General features: G+C 67.6%; 14 protein-coding genes. 1 reads left to right on the top strand and 13 read right to left on the bottom strand.

The features are described from left to right. Positions 1-5 precede the first annotated feature (5 nt). The 7 genes from KU887_RS29750 to KU887_RS29720 form a co-directional block, all read right to left on the bottom strand. Positions 6-1,151 (bottom strand): glycosyltransferase family 4 protein, encoded by a 1,146-nt coding sequence (locus KU887_RS29750; RefSeq protein WP_060268356.1) that lies wholly within the window; start codon positions 1,149-1,151, stop codon positions 6-8. Between the two features lie 43 nt (positions 1,152-1,194). Beyond that, positions 1,195-2,154 (bottom strand): glycosyltransferase family 2 protein, encoded by a 960-nt coding sequence (locus KU887_RS29745; RefSeq protein ID WP_006482934.1) that lies wholly within the window; start codon positions 2,152-2,154, stop codon positions 1,195-1,197. A gap of 62 nt (positions 2,155-2,216) precedes the next feature. Then, on the bottom strand, positions 2,217-4,442 hold the full coding sequence (locus KU887_RS29740) for a polysaccharide biosynthesis tyrosine autokinase (RefSeq protein ID WP_258256680.1): 2,226 nt from the start codon (positions 4,440-4,442) through the stop codon (positions 2,217-2,219). A 50-nt stretch (positions 4,443-4,492) separates the two neighbouring features. Then, entirely contained in the window at positions 4,493-5,671 is a 1,179-nt protein-coding gene (locus tag KU887_RS29735; protein WP_258258456.1) for a polysaccharide biosynthesis/export family protein, read from the bottom strand. Next, positions 5,665-6,108 (bottom strand): low molecular weight protein-tyrosine-phosphatase, encoded by a 444-nt coding sequence (locus KU887_RS29730; RefSeq protein ID WP_006482944.1) that lies wholly within the window; start codon positions 6,106-6,108, stop codon positions 5,665-5,667. The genes KU887_RS29735 and KU887_RS29730 overlap by 7 nt, the downstream gene beginning before the upstream one ends. A gap of 30 nt (positions 6,109-6,138) precedes the next feature. Further along, a complete protein-coding gene (locus KU887_RS29725) occupies positions 6,139-7,551 on the bottom strand; it encodes a UDP-glucose/GDP-mannose dehydrogenase family protein (RefSeq protein WP_006497289.1) in 1,413 nt (470 codons plus the stop codon). A gap of 74 nt (positions 7,552-7,625) precedes the next feature. Next, entirely contained in the window at positions 7,626-8,999 is a 1,374-nt protein-coding gene (locus tag KU887_RS29720; RefSeq protein WP_034203384.1) for an undecaprenyl-phosphate glucose phosphotransferase, read from the bottom strand. 431 nt (positions 9,000-9,430) lie between these two features. Here KU887_RS29720 and KU887_RS29715 point away from each other — a divergent pair, with 431 nt between their 5' ends. Then, positions 9,431-10,987: a mannose-1-phosphate guanylyltransferase/mannose-6-phosphate isomerase gene (locus KU887_RS29715; RefSeq protein ID WP_034202645.1), complete on the top strand. Its 1,557-nt coding sequence runs from the start codon at positions 9,431-9,433 to the stop codon at positions 10,985-10,987. A 131-nt stretch (positions 10,988-11,118) separates the two neighbouring features. Here the strand turns inward: KU887_RS29715 and KU887_RS29710 are convergent, their stop codons facing one another. The 6 genes from KU887_RS29710 to KU887_RS29685 form a co-directional block, all read right to left on the bottom strand. Continuing rightward, on the bottom strand, positions 11,119-12,060 hold the full coding sequence (locus tag KU887_RS29710; RefSeq protein ID WP_006482942.1) for a DUF6566 family protein: 942 nt from the start codon (positions 12,058-12,060) through the stop codon (positions 11,119-11,121). Positions 12,061-12,795: 735 nt separating this feature from the next. After that, positions 12,796-13,377: a DUF3501 family protein gene (locus tag KU887_RS29705; protein ID WP_006482947.1), complete on the bottom strand. Its 582-nt coding sequence runs from the start codon at positions 13,375-13,377 to the stop codon at positions 12,796-12,798. A gap of 29 nt (positions 13,378-13,406) precedes the next feature. After that, complete coding sequence (locus KU887_RS29700; protein ID WP_006482946.1) at positions 13,407-14,744, bottom strand: heterodisulfide reductase-related iron-sulfur binding cluster; 1,338 nt, start codon at positions 14,742-14,744, stop codon at positions 13,407-13,409. Positions 14,745-14,867: 123 nt separating this feature from the next. Then, complete coding sequence (locus KU887_RS29695; protein ID WP_006497294.1) at positions 14,868-15,290, bottom strand: rubrerythrin family protein; 423 nt, start codon at positions 15,288-15,290, stop codon at positions 14,868-14,870. A 251-nt stretch (positions 15,291-15,541) separates the two neighbouring features. Continuing rightward, positions 15,542-16,810, bottom strand: coding sequence for an RNA polymerase sigma factor (locus tag KU887_RS29690; protein WP_006482940.1), 1,269 nt, complete (start codon positions 16,808-16,810; stop codon positions 15,542-15,544). Beyond that, on the bottom strand, positions 16,807-17,223 hold the full coding sequence (locus KU887_RS29685) for a VOC family protein (protein WP_125332125.1): 417 nt from the start codon (positions 17,221-17,223) through the stop codon (positions 16,807-16,809). The genes KU887_RS29690 and KU887_RS29685 overlap by 4 nt, the downstream gene beginning before the upstream one ends. Positions 17,224-17,237: the final 14 nt, after the last annotated feature.

Genomic DNA, 17,237 nt, shown 5'->3' with positions numbered 1-17,237 from the left:
CGCTCTCAGCGCGACGACGGACGCGAATCCGCGAGCGGCATCGCGACGCCGGCCGCCGCGGGCGTGCGGCGCCGGCGCAGCATGTCGCGCGTGATCCGCACGTGCTGCTCGGCGAACGCCTGCGTGGTCAGGTCGCGCTCGCGCAGGCACGCGGCGGCCGCCCGCGCGCAGTCGAGCGCCGCCACCGGATCGGCGACGAAGCGATCGGCGGCCTGGCGCATCGCCTGCGCGTCGAACGCCGGCACGTAGGCGGCCGTATCGTGCGGGAAGTAGTCGCTCAGGCCGCCCACGTCGGACACGATCATCGGCTTGCCGACGGCTGCCGCCTCGAGCATCACCGTGATGCCGGACGCGTGGAAATTCGGCCGCAGCGGCACGACGATCACGTCGGCCCACGCGTACAGTTCATGCTGCTTCGCGAGCCCCGACGCGGGGCCGATCTTCACGTTCGGCGCGTGCCATTCGCGCGGCACGCGGCGGCGCGTCGCGAGCCGCACGTCGTAGCGCGCGTCGCCGCCGAACGCGGCGAGGAACGTGCGCCAGTCGCGGTCGCGGTCGTTACCGATCGCCGCGATCCGCAACGGCCGGTTCGGCGTCCATTGCTGCGGGTCGACCGGCGGGAAATCCTGCGTGTTCAGCCCGTAGTAGACGAACTCGGCGTCGCGTCCGAGATAGCGGCGGCACAGGTCGGCGTTGTCGCGGGCGAGCGTGGTCAGCGCGTCGGCGCGCGCGATCAGCTTGCGGTAGAGCCAGCGGCGCGGGCCGCCGAAGCTGCCCCACTTGTCGAACAGCCACACGCTCTGCGCGAGCAGCAGCGGGCGCTTGCCCTGCTCACCGGCGAGCTTCAGGATCAACGCGGCAGCCAGATGCTCCTGCTCGGTATGCGTCCAGATCACGTCGGTATCGAGCAACGCCGCGCGATTGCGCCACGCATGCACGACGTCGAAGCCGAGCGCCGCCTTCAGCGCGCGGCGCGCGACGCTCACGACGCGGTTTTCAGCGCCGTCCTGCGAATAGGTCAGCCGGAATTCGTCGGATTCGGCGTGGTGATAGCCGTACAGGCAGCCGATGTCGTCGCCTTTCCGGTAGGTACGCGGATCGGCGCCGTGGAACAGATGGACGTGGACTTTCGTTGCAGCCTTCGTGGTCATGCGAGCCCTCCGGAGGGGGCCGCGCGCGGTGCGCGCGGGCCGTTCAAGACGTCACCGGCGGCATCGCCGCACGGTGGGGGGCGAGATTCGTGCGGCGCGCATCGCGCGCGCCGCGGCGCACCGCGCGCCAGTGCGCGAGCACACGCTCGCGCCGGGCGCCAGGCAGCGACAGCAGCACGTGCGCGAAGCCGGGATAGACGCGCGTACCGACCAGCGTCCACCACCACCACGCGATCTCGCGCCGCAGCGGCGGCAGATGCTCGCGCAGGATCAGATGCAGGTTGTACGCGCCGTTGCTGATCGCGTTCAGCGACGCGGCATCGCGCCGGTCGTCGTCGAAGCGCTCGGCCGGGAAGTGATCGACCGCGATCGACGGGTCGTAGACGAGCTTCCAGCCTTCGCGCTGCACGTGCATGCTGAAGCCCATGTCGTTGTGCACCTGCGCGCCGGCGCCGCGCAGCCGCGTGTCGAAGCGCAGCCGTTCGATCGCCGCGCGCCGGTAGCTCATGTTGGCGCCCTTGAGCATGTCGACTTCGCGCGCGCCGCCGACGCCGAGGTGATGATTGCCGACGATCTTGCCGGACAGCGTGAGCTGGCCGACGAGCTCTCTCGATTCGTCGAGCACGCGGCCTTTCTCGTGCACCCAGTCGCGTCCGCCGACCGCGCCCACGCGCGGATCGGACAGGAACGCGGCTTCGATGCGCGCGAGCCAGTCGGGACGCGGCGCCGCATCGTCGTCGGTGATCGCGACGATGTCGCCGTTCGCCGAGTCGAGCCCCTTGTTCAGCGCGGCGACCTGCCCCGGCACGTCAACCGGCACGAGGCGCAGCGGCAGCGCGCCGCCGACCGCCGGATCGGCGAGCCGTTCGTGCGTGGCGTCGTCCTCCGGGCGCGCGACGACGATCACCTCGTCGGGCAGCCGCTGCTGCCGCTGCAGCGCCAGCAGGCAGCGCGCGAGGTCGGCGGGACGCCGATAGGTCGGAACGAGCACGGAAATTTTCATTCGAGGTTCTCCAGTCGGCCGGGTCGGCGCGCGTGGCGCCGGCCCGGTTTCGCGCGACCCGGTCACGCGCTCAGGTATTCGTGCACGGCCGCATAGCCGCGGCCGTAGCCGCGCGCCTTCGGCGGCACGCCATTGAAGATCCCGCCTTCCAGATCGACGCCCGCGGTGCGCAGGCGCTTGATCGCATCGGCGATCTCGCCTTCGGTATGCATGCCCGAGCGCAGCACGAGGAAGGTCGAGCCGGCCATGCGGCCGATGATGGTCGCGTCGGTCACCGCCAGCACCGGCGGCGAATCGATCAGCACGACGTCGTAGCGCTTGCCGAGCCCTTCGAGGTATTGCGGCAGGCGCGTCGACATCAGCAGCTCCGACGGGTTCGGCGGACGCGTGCCGGCCGCGATGAACGACAGGCCCTGCACCGGCGTCTCGCGGACCGCTTCCTCGAGCGGCGACTGATCGCTCAGCAGCTCGGACAGGCCCGGCTGCACGGTGAGACCGAAGTAGCGGTCGAGCATCCCGCGGCGCATGTCGGCGTCGATCAGCAGCACGCGCTTGCCCGAATGCGCGAGCAGCACCGCGAGGTTGACCGTCAGGAAGCTCTTGCCGATGCCCGGCGTCGGGCCGGTCAGCACGATCACGCGGTTCTTCGCGTCCATCATCGCGAACTGCATCGCGGTGCGCAGGCTGCGCATGCTCTCGACGCTGAGGTCCTTCGGACGCAGGCTCGCGAGGATCGGCCGCGCACGGCTGCCGCCCTTCTCCGCCGCCGCGTCGAGCTTCACCTGCTCGGCGCTTTGCGGCACCAGCCCGTACAGCGGCAGGTTGAACGCGCGCTCGATGCGGTCCGGGTCCTCGATGCCCTGGAACAGGTTGCGGCGCAGGAACACGACGCCCGTGCCGAGGATCAGACCGAGGAACACGGCGGCCGACAGGATCAGCACCTTCTTCGGCTTGACCGGCGCGCCCGGACGCAGCGCCGAATCGATCAGGTGGATGTTGCCGCCCGTGCCGGCCTTCTGCACCGACAGTTCCTGCACGCGGTTCAGCAGCAGCACGTAGATGTCCTCGGCGACCTTCGCGTCGCGCTGGAGCTGGACGGCCTTCACCTCGGTCGCCGGCAGGCTGCGGAAGCGGTTGCTGAACTTGTCCTTTTCGCCCTGCAGCTCCGCGAGCTGCTGCTTCGCGGCGATCACCATCGGGTGCGAATCGGTGAAGCGCTGCGCGAGCGACGCGAGCTGCAGGCGTTGCGCGGCGATCTGCTGCTCGTACTGCACGCTGCCTTCGAGGTAGACCTTCGCCTCGTCGCTCGCGTTGATCGAGCCCGACGTGCGCTGGTATTGCGTGAGCGCGGCCTCCGCGCGTTCGAGATCGGCCTTCAGGCGCGGCTCCTCGCCCTTCAGGAAGTCGAGCATCTTGGTCGCTTCGGCCTGCTTCGCGACCACGTGCTGGTTCAGGTACGACTGCGCGAGCGCGTTCGCGATCGCGGCGGTCTGGTCCGGGTCCTTGCCTTCGAGCGAGATCTGCACGACGCCGGTCTGCTTGCCCTGCTCGCTCACCTGGATGCCGGCCTGGAACCCGCTGATCGCGTCGAGATCGTTGTAGCGAACCACCGTGAATTGCGTGCCGGGGCGCGCGACGAGCTTCTGCACGAGCAGCGTCACGCCGCCGCCCTGCGCCGATTCGCCGACGCGGCCCGCCAGCAGCCGCGTGCCGTTCTCGTCGACCAGCGAATAGGTGCCGTTCGGGCCGGCCGTCAGCGTCAGCTTCTTGCCTTCGAGCGCCGGCACGACGTTGATCGTGTCGATGTCGGCGAGTTCGCCGCCCCACGCATACGATTTCAGGCCGAGCCACGGCCGCGACGGTTCGCCCGGCGTCGCGAGGCGCGCGGCGAGGCTGCCGATCACCGGCAGCGTCTTCGGCGCGACCGTGAAGTTCAGCTTGAACTGGTCGACGACCGGCGCGACGACGCCGCGGCTCTTGATGATCTCGATTTCCGCGTCGGTCGGCGCCTGCTGCGGGCCGCTGTTGATCGACGCGCCCGTCTGCGTCTGCGTGAGCGCCTGCGACGTATTGTCGTTGCCCTCGACCCGCACGTGCACGTCCGCCTGGTAGACCGGCTTCGCGATGAAGCAGTAGAGGCCGGCGAGCGCGACGACCGTCACCGCGATGCCGAGCAGCAGCCAGATGTCGTCCATGATGACCTGGAGCAACTGGCCGAGGACGACGTCCTCTTCCTCGGTCTTCGCGGTCAGGTCCGCGTAGGAGTGTTTCGCTTGCGTGTTCACCATTCGTTCCCGCTTGAGTGGTGCCGGGGGGCGGACGCCACCCCGGCGGGCTATCAGCGCGTGATTTGCCGCATGTAGAAGATCGTCTGGATCGTCGGCAGCACCTGCTGCAGCACGCGGTTGAACTGCACCGAGCTGGCCGTGCTGACGTAGACGACGTCGAGCGGTTGAAGCGGGAAGCGACTCGACAGCATCAGCGCGTCGGGCTGCGTCATGTCGAGACGGAACACTTCAGGCTTCGTCGGGTTGTCGCGCATCCCGCGCATCACGTAGATCTTGCGCGGGTTCGCATCGGTGTCGAGAATCCCGCCGCCCGCGGTCAGCGCATCGGCGATGGTCAGCCGGCCCTTGAGCATCGGCACCGTGACCGGCGTCTTGACCTCGCCCATGATGAACACGCGGCTGTCGCTGCGGTCCGGCACGTTGACGATGTCGCCCGGCTGCAGCATCACGTTCTGCTTCACTTCGCCGCGATCGAGCACGCCGTTCGCGTCGAGCGTGTACAGCTTGCCGTCGCGCGTCAGGCGCACGCGCTGCAGGTCGGCCTCGGCGGTCGAGCCGCCCGAGCGCGAGATCGCGTCGACGAGCGTGAGCGGCACGTCGCTCACCGCGAGCGGGCCCGGCTGCTTGACCTCGCCCGTCACCTGCACCTTCTGGCTGCGGAACGACAGCACGCGCACGTCGAGCTGCGGATTCTTCACGTAGCGCGCGAGGCTGGACGCCATCTCGTCGCGGATCTGCGCGACCGTCTTGCCCGCCACGCGGATGCGGCCGACGAACGGGAAGAAGATCGTGCCGTCGGCGGCGACCGTCTGGCCGTACGGATCGGCCTGGCCCGGCAGCGCGGTCGTATACGGCTGCTGCAGCGCGCCCGCGACCGATTGCGTCGTGTTGCCGCCGCTCGAGAACGACTGGCCCTGCGGCGTCGTCAGCTCCGGGTGATCCCACACGGTGACGCCGAGGATGTCCTGCGGGCCGACGCGATACGTGTACTGCGACGGATCGGTGTAACGTCCCGGCGGCAGCGGGTGATCGACCTGCGCTTTCTGCAGCTGGTCCATCACCACTTTGGCGTCGATGTAATGAACCGGATAGGTTTCGGCCGCTTCCTGCCGGCCTTCGTCCTTCAGGTTCGACGAGTCGAGGTAGTTGCCGGGCGCGGTTGCACAGGCTGACACGAAAGTCGTCAGCGCGACGGCAAGCGCCACCGGGCGCATCGGGCGTTTCAGCATAGTTTCTGTAGCCATCCTTGAACCAGACGTTCGATCAGTGAGTAGCTCTCGCGGTAGTCGGCCTCCGGGCCGCCGTGCGGGTCCGCAATCTCGGCCCCTTCCCACTTGCCGAGCAGGTGAACCTTGCCGCGCGCGAACGGATCGACCGCTTCGACGGCCGCGATCTGTCGGCGCTCGCTGACGAGAATCAGGTCGGCGTCGCGCACGATCCGGCGCGACAGCCGCCGCGAGCGGTGGGTCGTCGCATCGACGCCGCGCTCGGCCAGCAGTTGCCGCATCACCGGATCGATGCCGTCGCCGTCGTTCGCGTGCACGCCGGCCGAGTGGAACGTCGGACGCGGGCCGCCGCGCGACGCGGCGTGCGACTTGAACAGCATTTCCGCCGCCGGGCTGCGGCAGACGTTCGCGTGGCAGACGATCAGGATGTTCCGGAACATGGCGTCTCGTAACGAGTGACGGAAAGCGGGTTACGCGCTGGCGCGCGCAGCGCCCGGCACGCGGGCGGCGACTGCCTGGCGCGAGCCCGGCCGGCCGATCGGGTGGTACTCGATGCCCTGCTCGCTCATCGTCTCCGGCTCGTACAGGTTGCGGCCGTCGAAGATCACCGGCGTCTTCCACAGGCGGCCGAGCGCGACGAAGTCGGGGCTCTTGAACGCCTTCCATTCGGTGACGATCACGAGCGCGTCGGCGTCGCGCGCGGCCTGTGCCTCGTCGTCGACGAAGGTGAGGCGTTCGAGCCAGCTCGGGTGATCGGCCAGATCGAGCGCGATCACGCGGCGCGCTTCCTGCTGCGCGACCGGGTCGTACGCGGCGACGCGCGCGCCGCGCGACAGCAGCTCGGCGATCAGCTCGCGGCTCGGCGCCTCGCGCATGTCGTCGGTGTTCGGCTTGAACGCGAGGCCCCACAGCGCGAACGTGCGGCCGCTCAGGTCCTCGCCGAAGCGCGCGACGATCTTGTCGGCGAGCACGCGCTTTTGCGTCGCGTTGACCGACGACACGGCCTTCAGGATCTGCAGCGACTGGCCGTGCTCGTCGGCCGTGCGGATCAGCGCCTCGACGTCCTTCGGGAAGCACGAGCCGCCGTAGCCGCAGCCGGCGTACAGGAAGTGGTAGCCGATGCGCGGATCGGAGCCGATCCCGCGGCGCACGGCCTCGATGTCCGCGCCGAAACGGTCGGCGAGGTTCGCCAGCTCGTTCATGAACGAGATGCGCGTCGCGAGCATCGCGTTCGCCGCGTACTTCGTGAACTCGGCCGAGCGCACGTCCATGTACAGCGTGCGCTCGTGATTGCGGTTGAACGGCGCGTAGAGCTTCTTCATCAGCTCGCGGGCGCGCTCGCCCGGCACGTCGTCGTCGCAGCCGATCACGATGCGATCCGGCCGCGTGAAATCGTCGACGGCCGCGCCTTCCTTCAGGAATTCCGGATTCGACACGACCGAGAACATCTGGTCGCCGCCGCGCTTCGCGAGCTCCTCGGCGACCGCCGCGCGCACGCGCTCGGCCGTGCCGACCGGCACCGTCGACTTGTCGACGATCACCTTGAAGCCGGTCATGTAGCGGCCGATGTTGCGCGCCGCCGCGAGCACGTACTGCAGGTCGGCCGAACCGTCCTCGTCGGGCGGCGTGCCGACCGCGATGAATTGCACGTCGCCGTGCGCGACCGCGGCCTCGATGTCGGTCGAGAAGCGCAGGCGGCCCGCCGAACGGTTGCGCGCGATGACTTCCTTCAGGCCCGGCTCGTGGATCGGCACGCCGCCGTCGTTCAGGATGTCGATCTTCGCCTGGTCGACGTCGAGACAGAACACGTCGTGCCCGATGTCGGCGAGACAGGCGCCGGTGACAAGCCCTACGTAACCGCTGCCGATGATAGTCAGATTCATGATGTGTCGGACCCCTTGACCAATGATTCGAAATTCGTAAAACCGGAATGCCTGCGTGACGCAGCGCGTCGGTGTCAGTACGCGTTGCTGCCGGTGAACCCTTTCCACAGCGTCAGCACGACGATCTTGATGTCGAGCCAGAACGACCAGTTCTGCATGTAGTACAGGTCGAGCTTCACGCGGCCCATCATCTTCTCGATCTGGTCGGTTTCGCCGCGAAAGCCGTTGATCTGCGCCCACCCGGTGATGCCGGGCTTGATCCGGTAGCGGAACATGTAGCCCTTGACCAGATCCTTGTAGATGTCGTCGTGCGCGAGCGCATGCGGGCGCGGCCCCACCACCGACATCTCGCCCTTCAGCACGTTGATGAACTGCGGCAGCTCGTCGAGGCTCGTGCGGCGCAGGAACCGGCCGACCGGCGTCACGCGCGAGTCGTTCTTGGTTGCCTGCGTGACCTGCCCGGCCACTTCCTGATGCACCTTCATCGAGCGAAACTTGTAGATCTCGAACTCGTGCCCGTCGATGCCCTTGCGCTTCTGCCGAAAGAACACCGGCCCGCGCGAGGTCAGCTTGATCAGCGCCGCGATCAGCACCATCACCGGCGCGAGCGCCGTGAGCGCCGCCAGCGCGAACAGCCGGTCGAACACGAACTTCGGCAGGATCCGCACGTCGGTGATCGGCGACGCCGCGAGGTTGATCGCCGGCACGCCGAGCACCTCGACCACTTCCTGATTGAAGAACGACAGCGTGCGCACGTCCGGAATGAAGCGGATGTTCACGAAGTCGTGGCGAAACACCGTCACGATCTGGTGAATCCGGCGCTCCTCCGTGATCGGCAGCGTGAGCCACAGCTCGCTGATCGCGCGGCTGCGCACCAGCCACACCAGCGATTCGAACTGCCGCTCGATGCGCACGTCGTCGAGCGCGACTTCGCCCGGCGCCTCGCTTTCGTCGTACACGCACACCGGGTTGAAGCCGGCTTCCGGCCGCGCCCGCATCTGCGCGATCAGCCGCCGCGCCGCCGGCGTGCCGCCGACGATCGCGACCGCCTTCAGGTTGTAGCCGCCGCGGCGCAACTGCCGCAGCACGACGTGCACGCAGGCCTTCGAGCCGGCGAGCAGCGCCATCGTCACCAGCGCCCAGTAACCCAGCCACAGCCTCGACAGGTCGCCCGACTGGTGAAAGCTGAAGCTCATCAGGATGCCCGCGAGCTCGACCGCGAGCCACGCGAACGCGACACGCCCCATCAGCCCGACGAGACGTTTGCCGCGCCACGACTGGTAGATGCCGACGGCCGGAAAGAACACGACGACCAGCAGGCAGTCGAACAGCACCGTCGTGCGCTGCAGGTCGCTGAGCCCGATGCTGCCGTCGTGCAGCGCGGCCGCGATCAGCGCGCCCGTCACGACCATCGCGATATCGATGACTCTCGCCAGCACGCTCAACATGTCCGTTTCCTCTTCTTTGAACAGGCGTTTGCCGAACAGCTCCTCGTGCGACCCGTGCCGCACCTTCGATTCAAACGTTGCATGACGCTATTGAAGCGACAAGAAAATTCCCCCTCAAGCGCACAAGTATTTCGAAAAATAATCGGAAATTCTTGCCGCGATCTTTTTTAATTAAATCGGCAGGTTTTCCCGAATCGGGCAGAAACAGGGATTTTTTCAGAATCGTTACGCTTGCCGTGCACCCTTTGCGGGCGGGCACATCCGACCGGCGATCGGAATTATTTTTTATTTTTTTATTTCCAGCCGATGCCATCGAGGAAAATTCTTCCGGATGAATGCGTGGCGGATATTCGGCATTGGGTCCGGTTTTATTGTCGATTTACTTCATGCTACAACGACAGGCACTGACTTCAACCGTGGAGAGTGTCATCATGAATGCTCCGGCAGTGGCCGCCGAAACGCGCCATTCTTCTTCCGCCGCAACCGCCGTCGGCACGCCCGGCGCCGGTACGCCCGCCGTCGGTATGCGTCTCGCCGTGCAGCCCGTGATTCTTGCCGGCGGTTCCGGCACGCGCCTGTGGCCGATGTCGCGCGAGCGTTTCCCGAAACAGCTGATCGGCCTGCTCGGCGATCATTCGCTGCTGCAGTCGACCGCGCTGCGCCTCGACGGCCTGACGGCCGATCACCCGCTGAACGACGACGTGCTGATCGTATGCGGCGAGGATCATCGCTTCACGACCGCCGAACAGCTGCGTCTGACGGCCAAGCGCGCGACCATCATGCTCGAGCCGCTCGGCCGCGACACCGCGCCCGCGCTGACGCTCGCCGCGCTCCGGCTCGTCGCCGACGGCAACGATGCGGTGATGACCGTGATGCCGGCCGACCATGCGGTCGCCGACCTGCCGCGCTTTCACGCGGCCGTCGCGGCCGGCGTGCACTGCGCCGCGCAAGGCAAGATCGCGACGATGGGCATCGTGCCCAAGCACGCGGAGACCGGCTACGGCTACATCCGCGTCGGCGCGCCGCTCGGCGACGCCGGGACCGGCACCCTCGACGTGCGCCGCCTCGACCGTTTCGTCGAGAAGCCGCACCTCGAACTCGCGCAGCAGTACGTCGCGTCGGGCGAATACTGGTGGAACAGCGGCATCTTCATCGTGCGCGCGTCGGTCTGGCTGAAGGCGATCCGGCAGCTGGAACCCGCGATCTACGCAGCCTGCGAACAGGCCGTCGCCCAGGGCCGGGACGATGGCGATTTCTTCCGCGTCGATCGCGACGCGTTCGCCGCGTCGCCGTCGAACTCGATCGACTATGCGGTGATGGAGCCGCTCGCGAGCCAGCCGCAACTGTGCGAGAGCGTGGTCGTGCCGCTCGACGCGGGCTGGTCGGACGTCGGTTCGTGGGACGCGATCTGGCAGATCTCGGCGAAGGACGAGACCGGCAACGTCGGCCGCGGCCACGTGCTGTTCGAAGGCGCCGAATCGACGTTCGCGCATTCGGAAAGCCGCCTCGTCGCGTGCGTCGGCACGCAGAACCTGGTCGTCGTCGAAACGCCCGACGCCGTGCTCGTCGCGGACAAATCGCGCGTGCAGGACGTGAAGAAGATCGTCGGGCACATCAAGGCGCGACAAGGCACCGAAGCGACCGATCACCGCAAGGTCCATCGTCCGTGGGGCCACTACGACTCGGTCGACACCGGCGAGCGCTTCCAGGTGAAACGCATCGTCGTGAAGCCGGGCGCGCAACTGTCGCTGCAGATGCACCACCACCGCGCCGAACACTGGATCGTCGTGCGCGGCACCGCGCGCATCACGCGCGGCGACGAAACGTTCCTGCTGTCCGAAAACGAATCGACGTACATTCCGCTCGGCGTATCGCACCGCCTGGAGAACCCGGGCAAGATGCCGCTCGAACTGATCGAAGTGCAGTCGGGTGCGTATCTCGGCGAGGACGACATCGTCCGCTTCGACGATACCTACGGCCGGCAGTAACGCGCCATGCACCCACGGGCGCCGCTTCGACGGCGGCGCCCGGGCAATACGGACATGATGGAAAAACCGGACGGGCGCGCGGCGCGGGCATCGTGGCACACGACGGCCCGCGCGTCGCGCGGGGACGACGATCAACCGACGCGATACGCGTATTCGCGACGCTCCGACTGCACGGGATCGTTGCGGCTTTCCGACAACGCACCCGCGCGACGCTCGGCGATGAAGCGCTTGATGTCCGATTCCGCACGCGCCAGCGCCGACAAACCGGCCAGCACTTCGCCTTGCGGCTCGCGCGCCGGCGCGTCGCTCGCACCGTGGCGATCGATCCACTGACGCGCCCAGTCGAGCGCATACTGCTCGGCTTCCTCGGCATCGGTGAATCGCGGGCCGATCAGGCCCGAGCGTTCGACGCGCCGGTCGTCCTGCGAGATCTCGGCCCACGCGCGATACATCAGGTTCTGCACGGGCTGCGCGGTGCCGCTGATCGTATAGCCGCGATACTCGTCGATCTGCGGCTCGGCCGACGAGAAGCTCGCGGACGACGCCCGCGCATGGCGCAGTTCCGTGGCCGGCGCGCCGGGCACCGAGAACGACACGTCGGCGCGGCCGTCCACCTGGTCGGCCGACATCGTGCTCAACGACGCACCCTCGCCCTCCCAAACGTTTGCCTGCGCAACCGGCAATTGCCACGACTCGGGGTTTTGCCAGAACACGCCACGCAGACGATCGTTGTCGGGCACGGGCTCCGCGCGGCGAGCCGGCACGACGGCCTCCGGCGGCGGCGGAATATACGCGAACGTGCGCCCGCTGAACTGGGTCAGCACGTCGATCATCTGCAGCAGCGTGCCGTTCGCGAGCCACTCCTCGTAGCGACGACGGCACGTCGGCCCGGACGGATAGCGACCGGGCAGCTTGGACCAGGCTTCCCCGGTCGTCAGGATCCACAGCACCGCGTTGGCGACGACACGCGGTTCGGCGCGTGGACGCCCGCGACGGTTCAGCCGGATGGGTTCATCGGCGATCAGCGCTGAAAGGCGAAACCACTCTTCATCGTTAAGCTCATCGAAGAACATAGTCGATCTCTCCACGCAGCCAGGCCGGGGCTGCGATTGGCGGCGCCGTCGCGACACATCGCGTCGCGGGGCGGCCAGGTTGCACATTATGGTTATCCGGCGTTGTGCATACCGGGCGACACCGCACTTTCACGGTGCCGCGATTCCCGGCAATGGCGCACAAATCGCGGTCTCACTCCAATGTGGGAATTTTTGTGCACGAAGCATACCATCCCTAGGGTTTATCTCAATATGACAATGACTTAATGTTACGCACTGAAACAACCTGCCATGGGCGGGCAATCCATTTACGCTTGAATTTTTTTGCGAGATCTTTATGCCGATGGCTGCAAAGGCCCGTCCGGCGGGGCTCCGCAGCGTCTGAAGAATGCGCTGAAACAGGCGGTTTCGGGCTGCTCCGACCCCTGGCGGCAACACCGCCCGGAATAGCCTCAGAAAATCGGTAAATCAGGGGAAAATTCGTAACAAGATATTCACGAATCGGTAAATCATTCAAATTTCGCTGAATCAAATTATCTTCATGCACAATCTCTTTATTGTTTCTCTGCGAGTGATGAAAACACGCTGACGCCGCGCGCCCAATGTGTCCCCGCATGCAAATCCGTCACGCTTGTTACATTTTCGCGGCGAGCGCCGCACGGCCGCGCCGGACGGCGCGGGGCGCGGGTTTCCTCGGGTCGGAACGGAAAAGCGCAAGCCCGCGTGCGCGGCACGCGGCGCGGGGAGGCCCTGGCGCTAGCGCAGATCGCCGGCCAGCGACGCGGTCACGTCCGCGTCCACCCGCTGCGGCGGCATCGTGTAGGCCGGGTGATCGCAGCCGATCGACAGCGCCGCGCCGCCCTTGAGCGCCGCGCGCATCGGCGCATCGAACTCGAAGCGCACGAAGTGCACGGCCGACGTCTTCTCCGCGTTGTCGCGCTCGAGATCCTCGTCGGCGATCGCGTAGACGCTCGCGTGCCCGTCGACCCGCAGGTACACGCGATCCTCCACGCCGATCAGCCGCGCGAGCGCCGCGCGCCGTTCGATTTCATGCTCGTACTCGATCTGCATCGTCGCCTTCAGGTTGGTGCCGTCGGGCACCAGCGGCAGATACGCGTCGAGCTCCCCTTCGATGCCGGCCTCGTCGAAGATCTTCTCGATGTGCAGCATCTCCTGGATCTGATAGCGGATCGTCGTCTCGTCCTCGAACAGGAAACGCAGGTGGTTGCCAAGCGCCACCGCGCGACGGCGCTTGTACGCGACGAGCCGCGCGTGTTCGGCCTTGCGGATCTTCGCGTACGCTTCGAGCGTCAGCAGGGAGTCGCGGGTCAGCGTCATGGATGTCCTCGTGGATGGCCGGCAGCGGCTCAGATGCCGTACGCGCGGCGCAGCAGCGTCAGCGGATGCGCGAGCGGCGCGTGCGGCAGCCCCTTTTCGTCGATGCCCTGCACGATGTGATGGCCGGCGAGCGCGCAGTCGGACGACACGACGTCCGGCTGCGGCTCGGCCATCGCCTTGAACACCGGCGCGCCGATCCGCATCGCCTCCGCATGAAATGCCTTCTTCACGCCGAACGTGCCCGCGTGGCCCGAGCAACGCTCGACCACGTTCACGCGCGTATCGGGCACGAGCGACAGCGCATCGGCCGTCTTGCGGCCGATGTTCTGCACGCGCGCATGGCACGGCACGTGATACGACACGGTGCCGAGGCCGGTCTTGAAATCGGTCTTCAGCAGTCCGTCGCGATGCCGCGCGATCACGTATTCGAACGGGTCCCAGAACGCGTCGGCCACCGCGCGCACGGCTGCGTCATCAGGGAACATCAGCGGCAGCTCGCTCTTGTACATCAGCACGCAGCTCGGAATCGCGCCGATCAGCGCATAGCCGTCGCGCGCGTAGCGTTCGAGCACCGGGATGTTGACGGCCTGCTTCGCGGCGACGCCGTCGAGATTGCCCTGCTCGAGCAGCGGCATCCCGCAGCACGCTTCGCGCGCGACGAGTTCGTACGGGATCTCGTTGTGCGCGAGGATCGCGAGCAGGTCGTGGCCGATTCCCGGCTCGTTGAAGTTCACGTAGCAGGTCGCATAGATCGCGACCTTGCCGGGCGTGCGTTCGCCGTCGCGCACGGGCGGGTTGTCCGAACGTCTGGCGGCGCGCCGGAACTTGCGCGGCGCGAATTCCGGCAGCCACGCATGACGATCGACGCCGAGCGCCGCTTCGAGCGCGTGGCGCGCGGGCGGCGTGCGGTTCACCGCGTTGACCGCCTGCGTGACGACCGGAATGCCCGCGAAATGGCCGAGCGCATCGGTATTCGACAGCACCTTGTCGCGCAACGTCGCTTCGCCGCGTTTGTAACGCGCGGCCTTGCCGCGCAGCATCAGGTGCGGGAAATCGACGTTCCATGCGTGCGGCGGCACGTACGGGCATTTCGTCATGTAGCAGAGGTCGCACAGATAGCACTGGTCGACGACCTTGCCGAACGCGGCCTTCGGCACTTCCTCGATGTCGCCCGTCGGCGTGTCGTCGACCAGGTCGAACAGCGCCGGAAACGCGCCGCACAGCGACACGCAGCGCCGGCAGCCGGCGCAGATGTCGAATACACGCGTCATTTCCGCATCGATCGCGGCCTGGTCGTAGAACGCTTCGGACTGCCAGTCGAGCGGATGCCGGGTCGGCGCTTCGAGACTGCCTTCCTTGTGGGGCATGGGACGCTCCCGCGTGGCGCGCATGTGCGCAAGCGCACCGCCCGCGCGCTGCGGGCGGCGACGGAACGAACGGCCGGCTGCGGGCCGGTCGCACGGCGATGCCGTGCGGCCCGCGGCGGCTCGTCAGTCGACGAGACTGTCCAGCGCCTTCGTGTAGCGGTTCGCGTGGCTGCGTTCGGCTTTCGCGAGCGTCTCGAACCAGTTCGCGATTTCGTCGAAACCTTCGTCGCGCGCGGTCTTCGCCATGCCCGGATACATGTCGGTGTATTCGTGCGTTTCGCCGGCGATCGCCGATTCGAGATTCAGGCGCGACGAACCGAACGGCAAGCCCGTGGCCGGATCGCCGACGGCTTCCAGGTATTCGAGATGGCCGTGCGCATGGCCGGTTTCGCCTTCGGCGGTCGAGCGGAACAGCGCGGCGACGTCGTTCTGCCCCTCGACGTCGGCCTTCGAAGCGAAATACAGATAGCGTCGATTCGCCTGCGATTCGCCCGCGAATGCGGCCTTCAGGTTCTCTTCGGTTTTGCTGCCCTTGAGTTGAGCCATTTGCGCCTCCGTTCGAGTCGGCGCGGCCACGTGCGACGCCGGGCCGATCAGATATGTGGGGAACGATGCGTGCGCCGGGCGCGCATCGTGCTCTTCAATCTAGGCGCTCGCGTTCGCATCACCCAATAGGCTTTTTCAATGCGGACGATAGTGTCGGGTGCGGGGTGCGAGGCGGACGGTCGGGAAGACGGAGCGCGCGCGTCATGCGTCATGCGTCACGCGTCATGCGTCACGCGTCATACGGCAGCGCGTCACGCATCCATCGCGCGCTTGAGCAGCAATTCGCGCTCACGCTCGTTGCGCGTCAAATCCGCCGCGCGGCGGAACTCCAGCTTGGCCTCGTCGGCGCGGCCGAGCTTCGCGAGCAGATCGCCGCGCACACTCGGCAGCCAGTGATAGCGCGCGAGCGCCGGATCGTCACGCAGCACGTCGACGAGTTCGAGCGCCGCGGCCGGACCGAACGCCATGCCCACGGCCACCGCGCGATTCAGTTCGACGACCGGCGACGGCGCGACTTCGGCGAGCGCGTCATACAGCGCGACGATCTGCGCCCAGTCGGTGTCCGCCGCCTGCCGCGCCCGCGCGTGGCAAGCCGCGAGCGCGGCCTGCAGCGCATACGGCCCGCGCACGCCGCCGAGCTTCGTCGCCCGCTCCAGCGCCGCGAGGCCGCGCCGGATCAGCAACGGATCCCAGCGGCTGCGGTCCTGGTCGAGCAGCAGCACGGGCCGGCCCTGTGCATCGACGCGTGCATGCATGCGCGACGCCTGTAGCTCCATCAGCGCGACGAGCCCGAGCACTTCGCTTTCATCCGGCGCGAGCCCGGCCAGCACGCGGCCGAGCCGCAACGCCTCGTCGCAGAGCGCCGGACGCATCCAGTCGTCGCCCGCCGTCGCCGCATGGCCCTCGTTGAACACGAGGTAGATCACTTCGAGGACCGACGCGAGCCGCGCCGGCCGCGCATCGGCGGCCGGCACCTCGAACGGCACGTGCGCCGCCGCGAGCGTGCGTTTCGCGCGCACGATCCGCTGCGCGATCGTCGGCTCGGGCGTCAGGAACGCCCGGGCGATCTCGCCCGTCGTCAGCCCGCCGAGCAGCCGCAGCGTCAGCGCGACACGCGCGTCGGTCGACAGCACCGGGTGGCACGACGTGAAGATCAGCCGCAGCAGGTCGTCGCCGATGTCGTCGTCGCTCGCGTCGGCGAGCGCGTCCGCGATGTCGGGGACGACGTGCGCTTCGAGCGCGTCCATCTCGTGACCGAGCTGGTCGCGCTTCGCCGCATGAAGCGACTCCTGCCGGACCCGGTCGAGCGCGCGGCGCTTCACGGCCGTCATCAGCCAGGCGGCCGGGTTGTCGGGCACGCCGTCGACGGGCCAGTGCTCGAGCGCCGCGACGAGCGTGTCCTGCGCCAGTTCCTCGGCCACGCCGACGTCGCGCACCACGCGCGCGGCGCGCGCGATGATCTTCGGCGCCTCGATTCGCCAGACTGCCTCGATCGCACGATGCGTGGCCTCATGCGTCACGACGCCTGCCCCTGGGCGGACGCATCCAGCGGCATGGCCATCAGCTCCCACGTATGACCGTCCGGATCGGTGAACCCGTGGCCGTACATGTTCGGATACTCGCGCGGCGCCTGCGGCGCGGCCCCGCCGGCCGCCAGCGCCTTCGCGACGAGCCCGTCGACTTCGGCACGGCTGTCGCACGACAGGCACGACAACACCTGGATATGCGTGGCCGGATCGATGATCGTCTTGTCGGTGAAGGTCTGGAAAAACGACCGCACCAGCAGCATCGCGAAGATCGTGTCGCTGATCTTGATGCAGGCGGCCTGCTCGTTGGTATAGGCCGGCACGACCTCGAAGCCGAGCGCCTGGTAGAACGTCTTCGCGCGCGGCAGGTCGGCTACCGGCAGGTTGATGAAAACCATCTTGTGCATGACGGATACTCCGG

The organism is Burkholderia sp. EMB26 (assembly GCF_024730645.1).
GTDB lineage: Bacteria > Pseudomonadota > Gammaproteobacteria > Burkholderiales > Burkholderiaceae > Burkholderia > Burkholderia cenocepacia.
The sequence above is the reverse complement of the archived record's forward strand: the minus strand, read 5'-3'. Positions and strand labels throughout refer to the sequence as shown.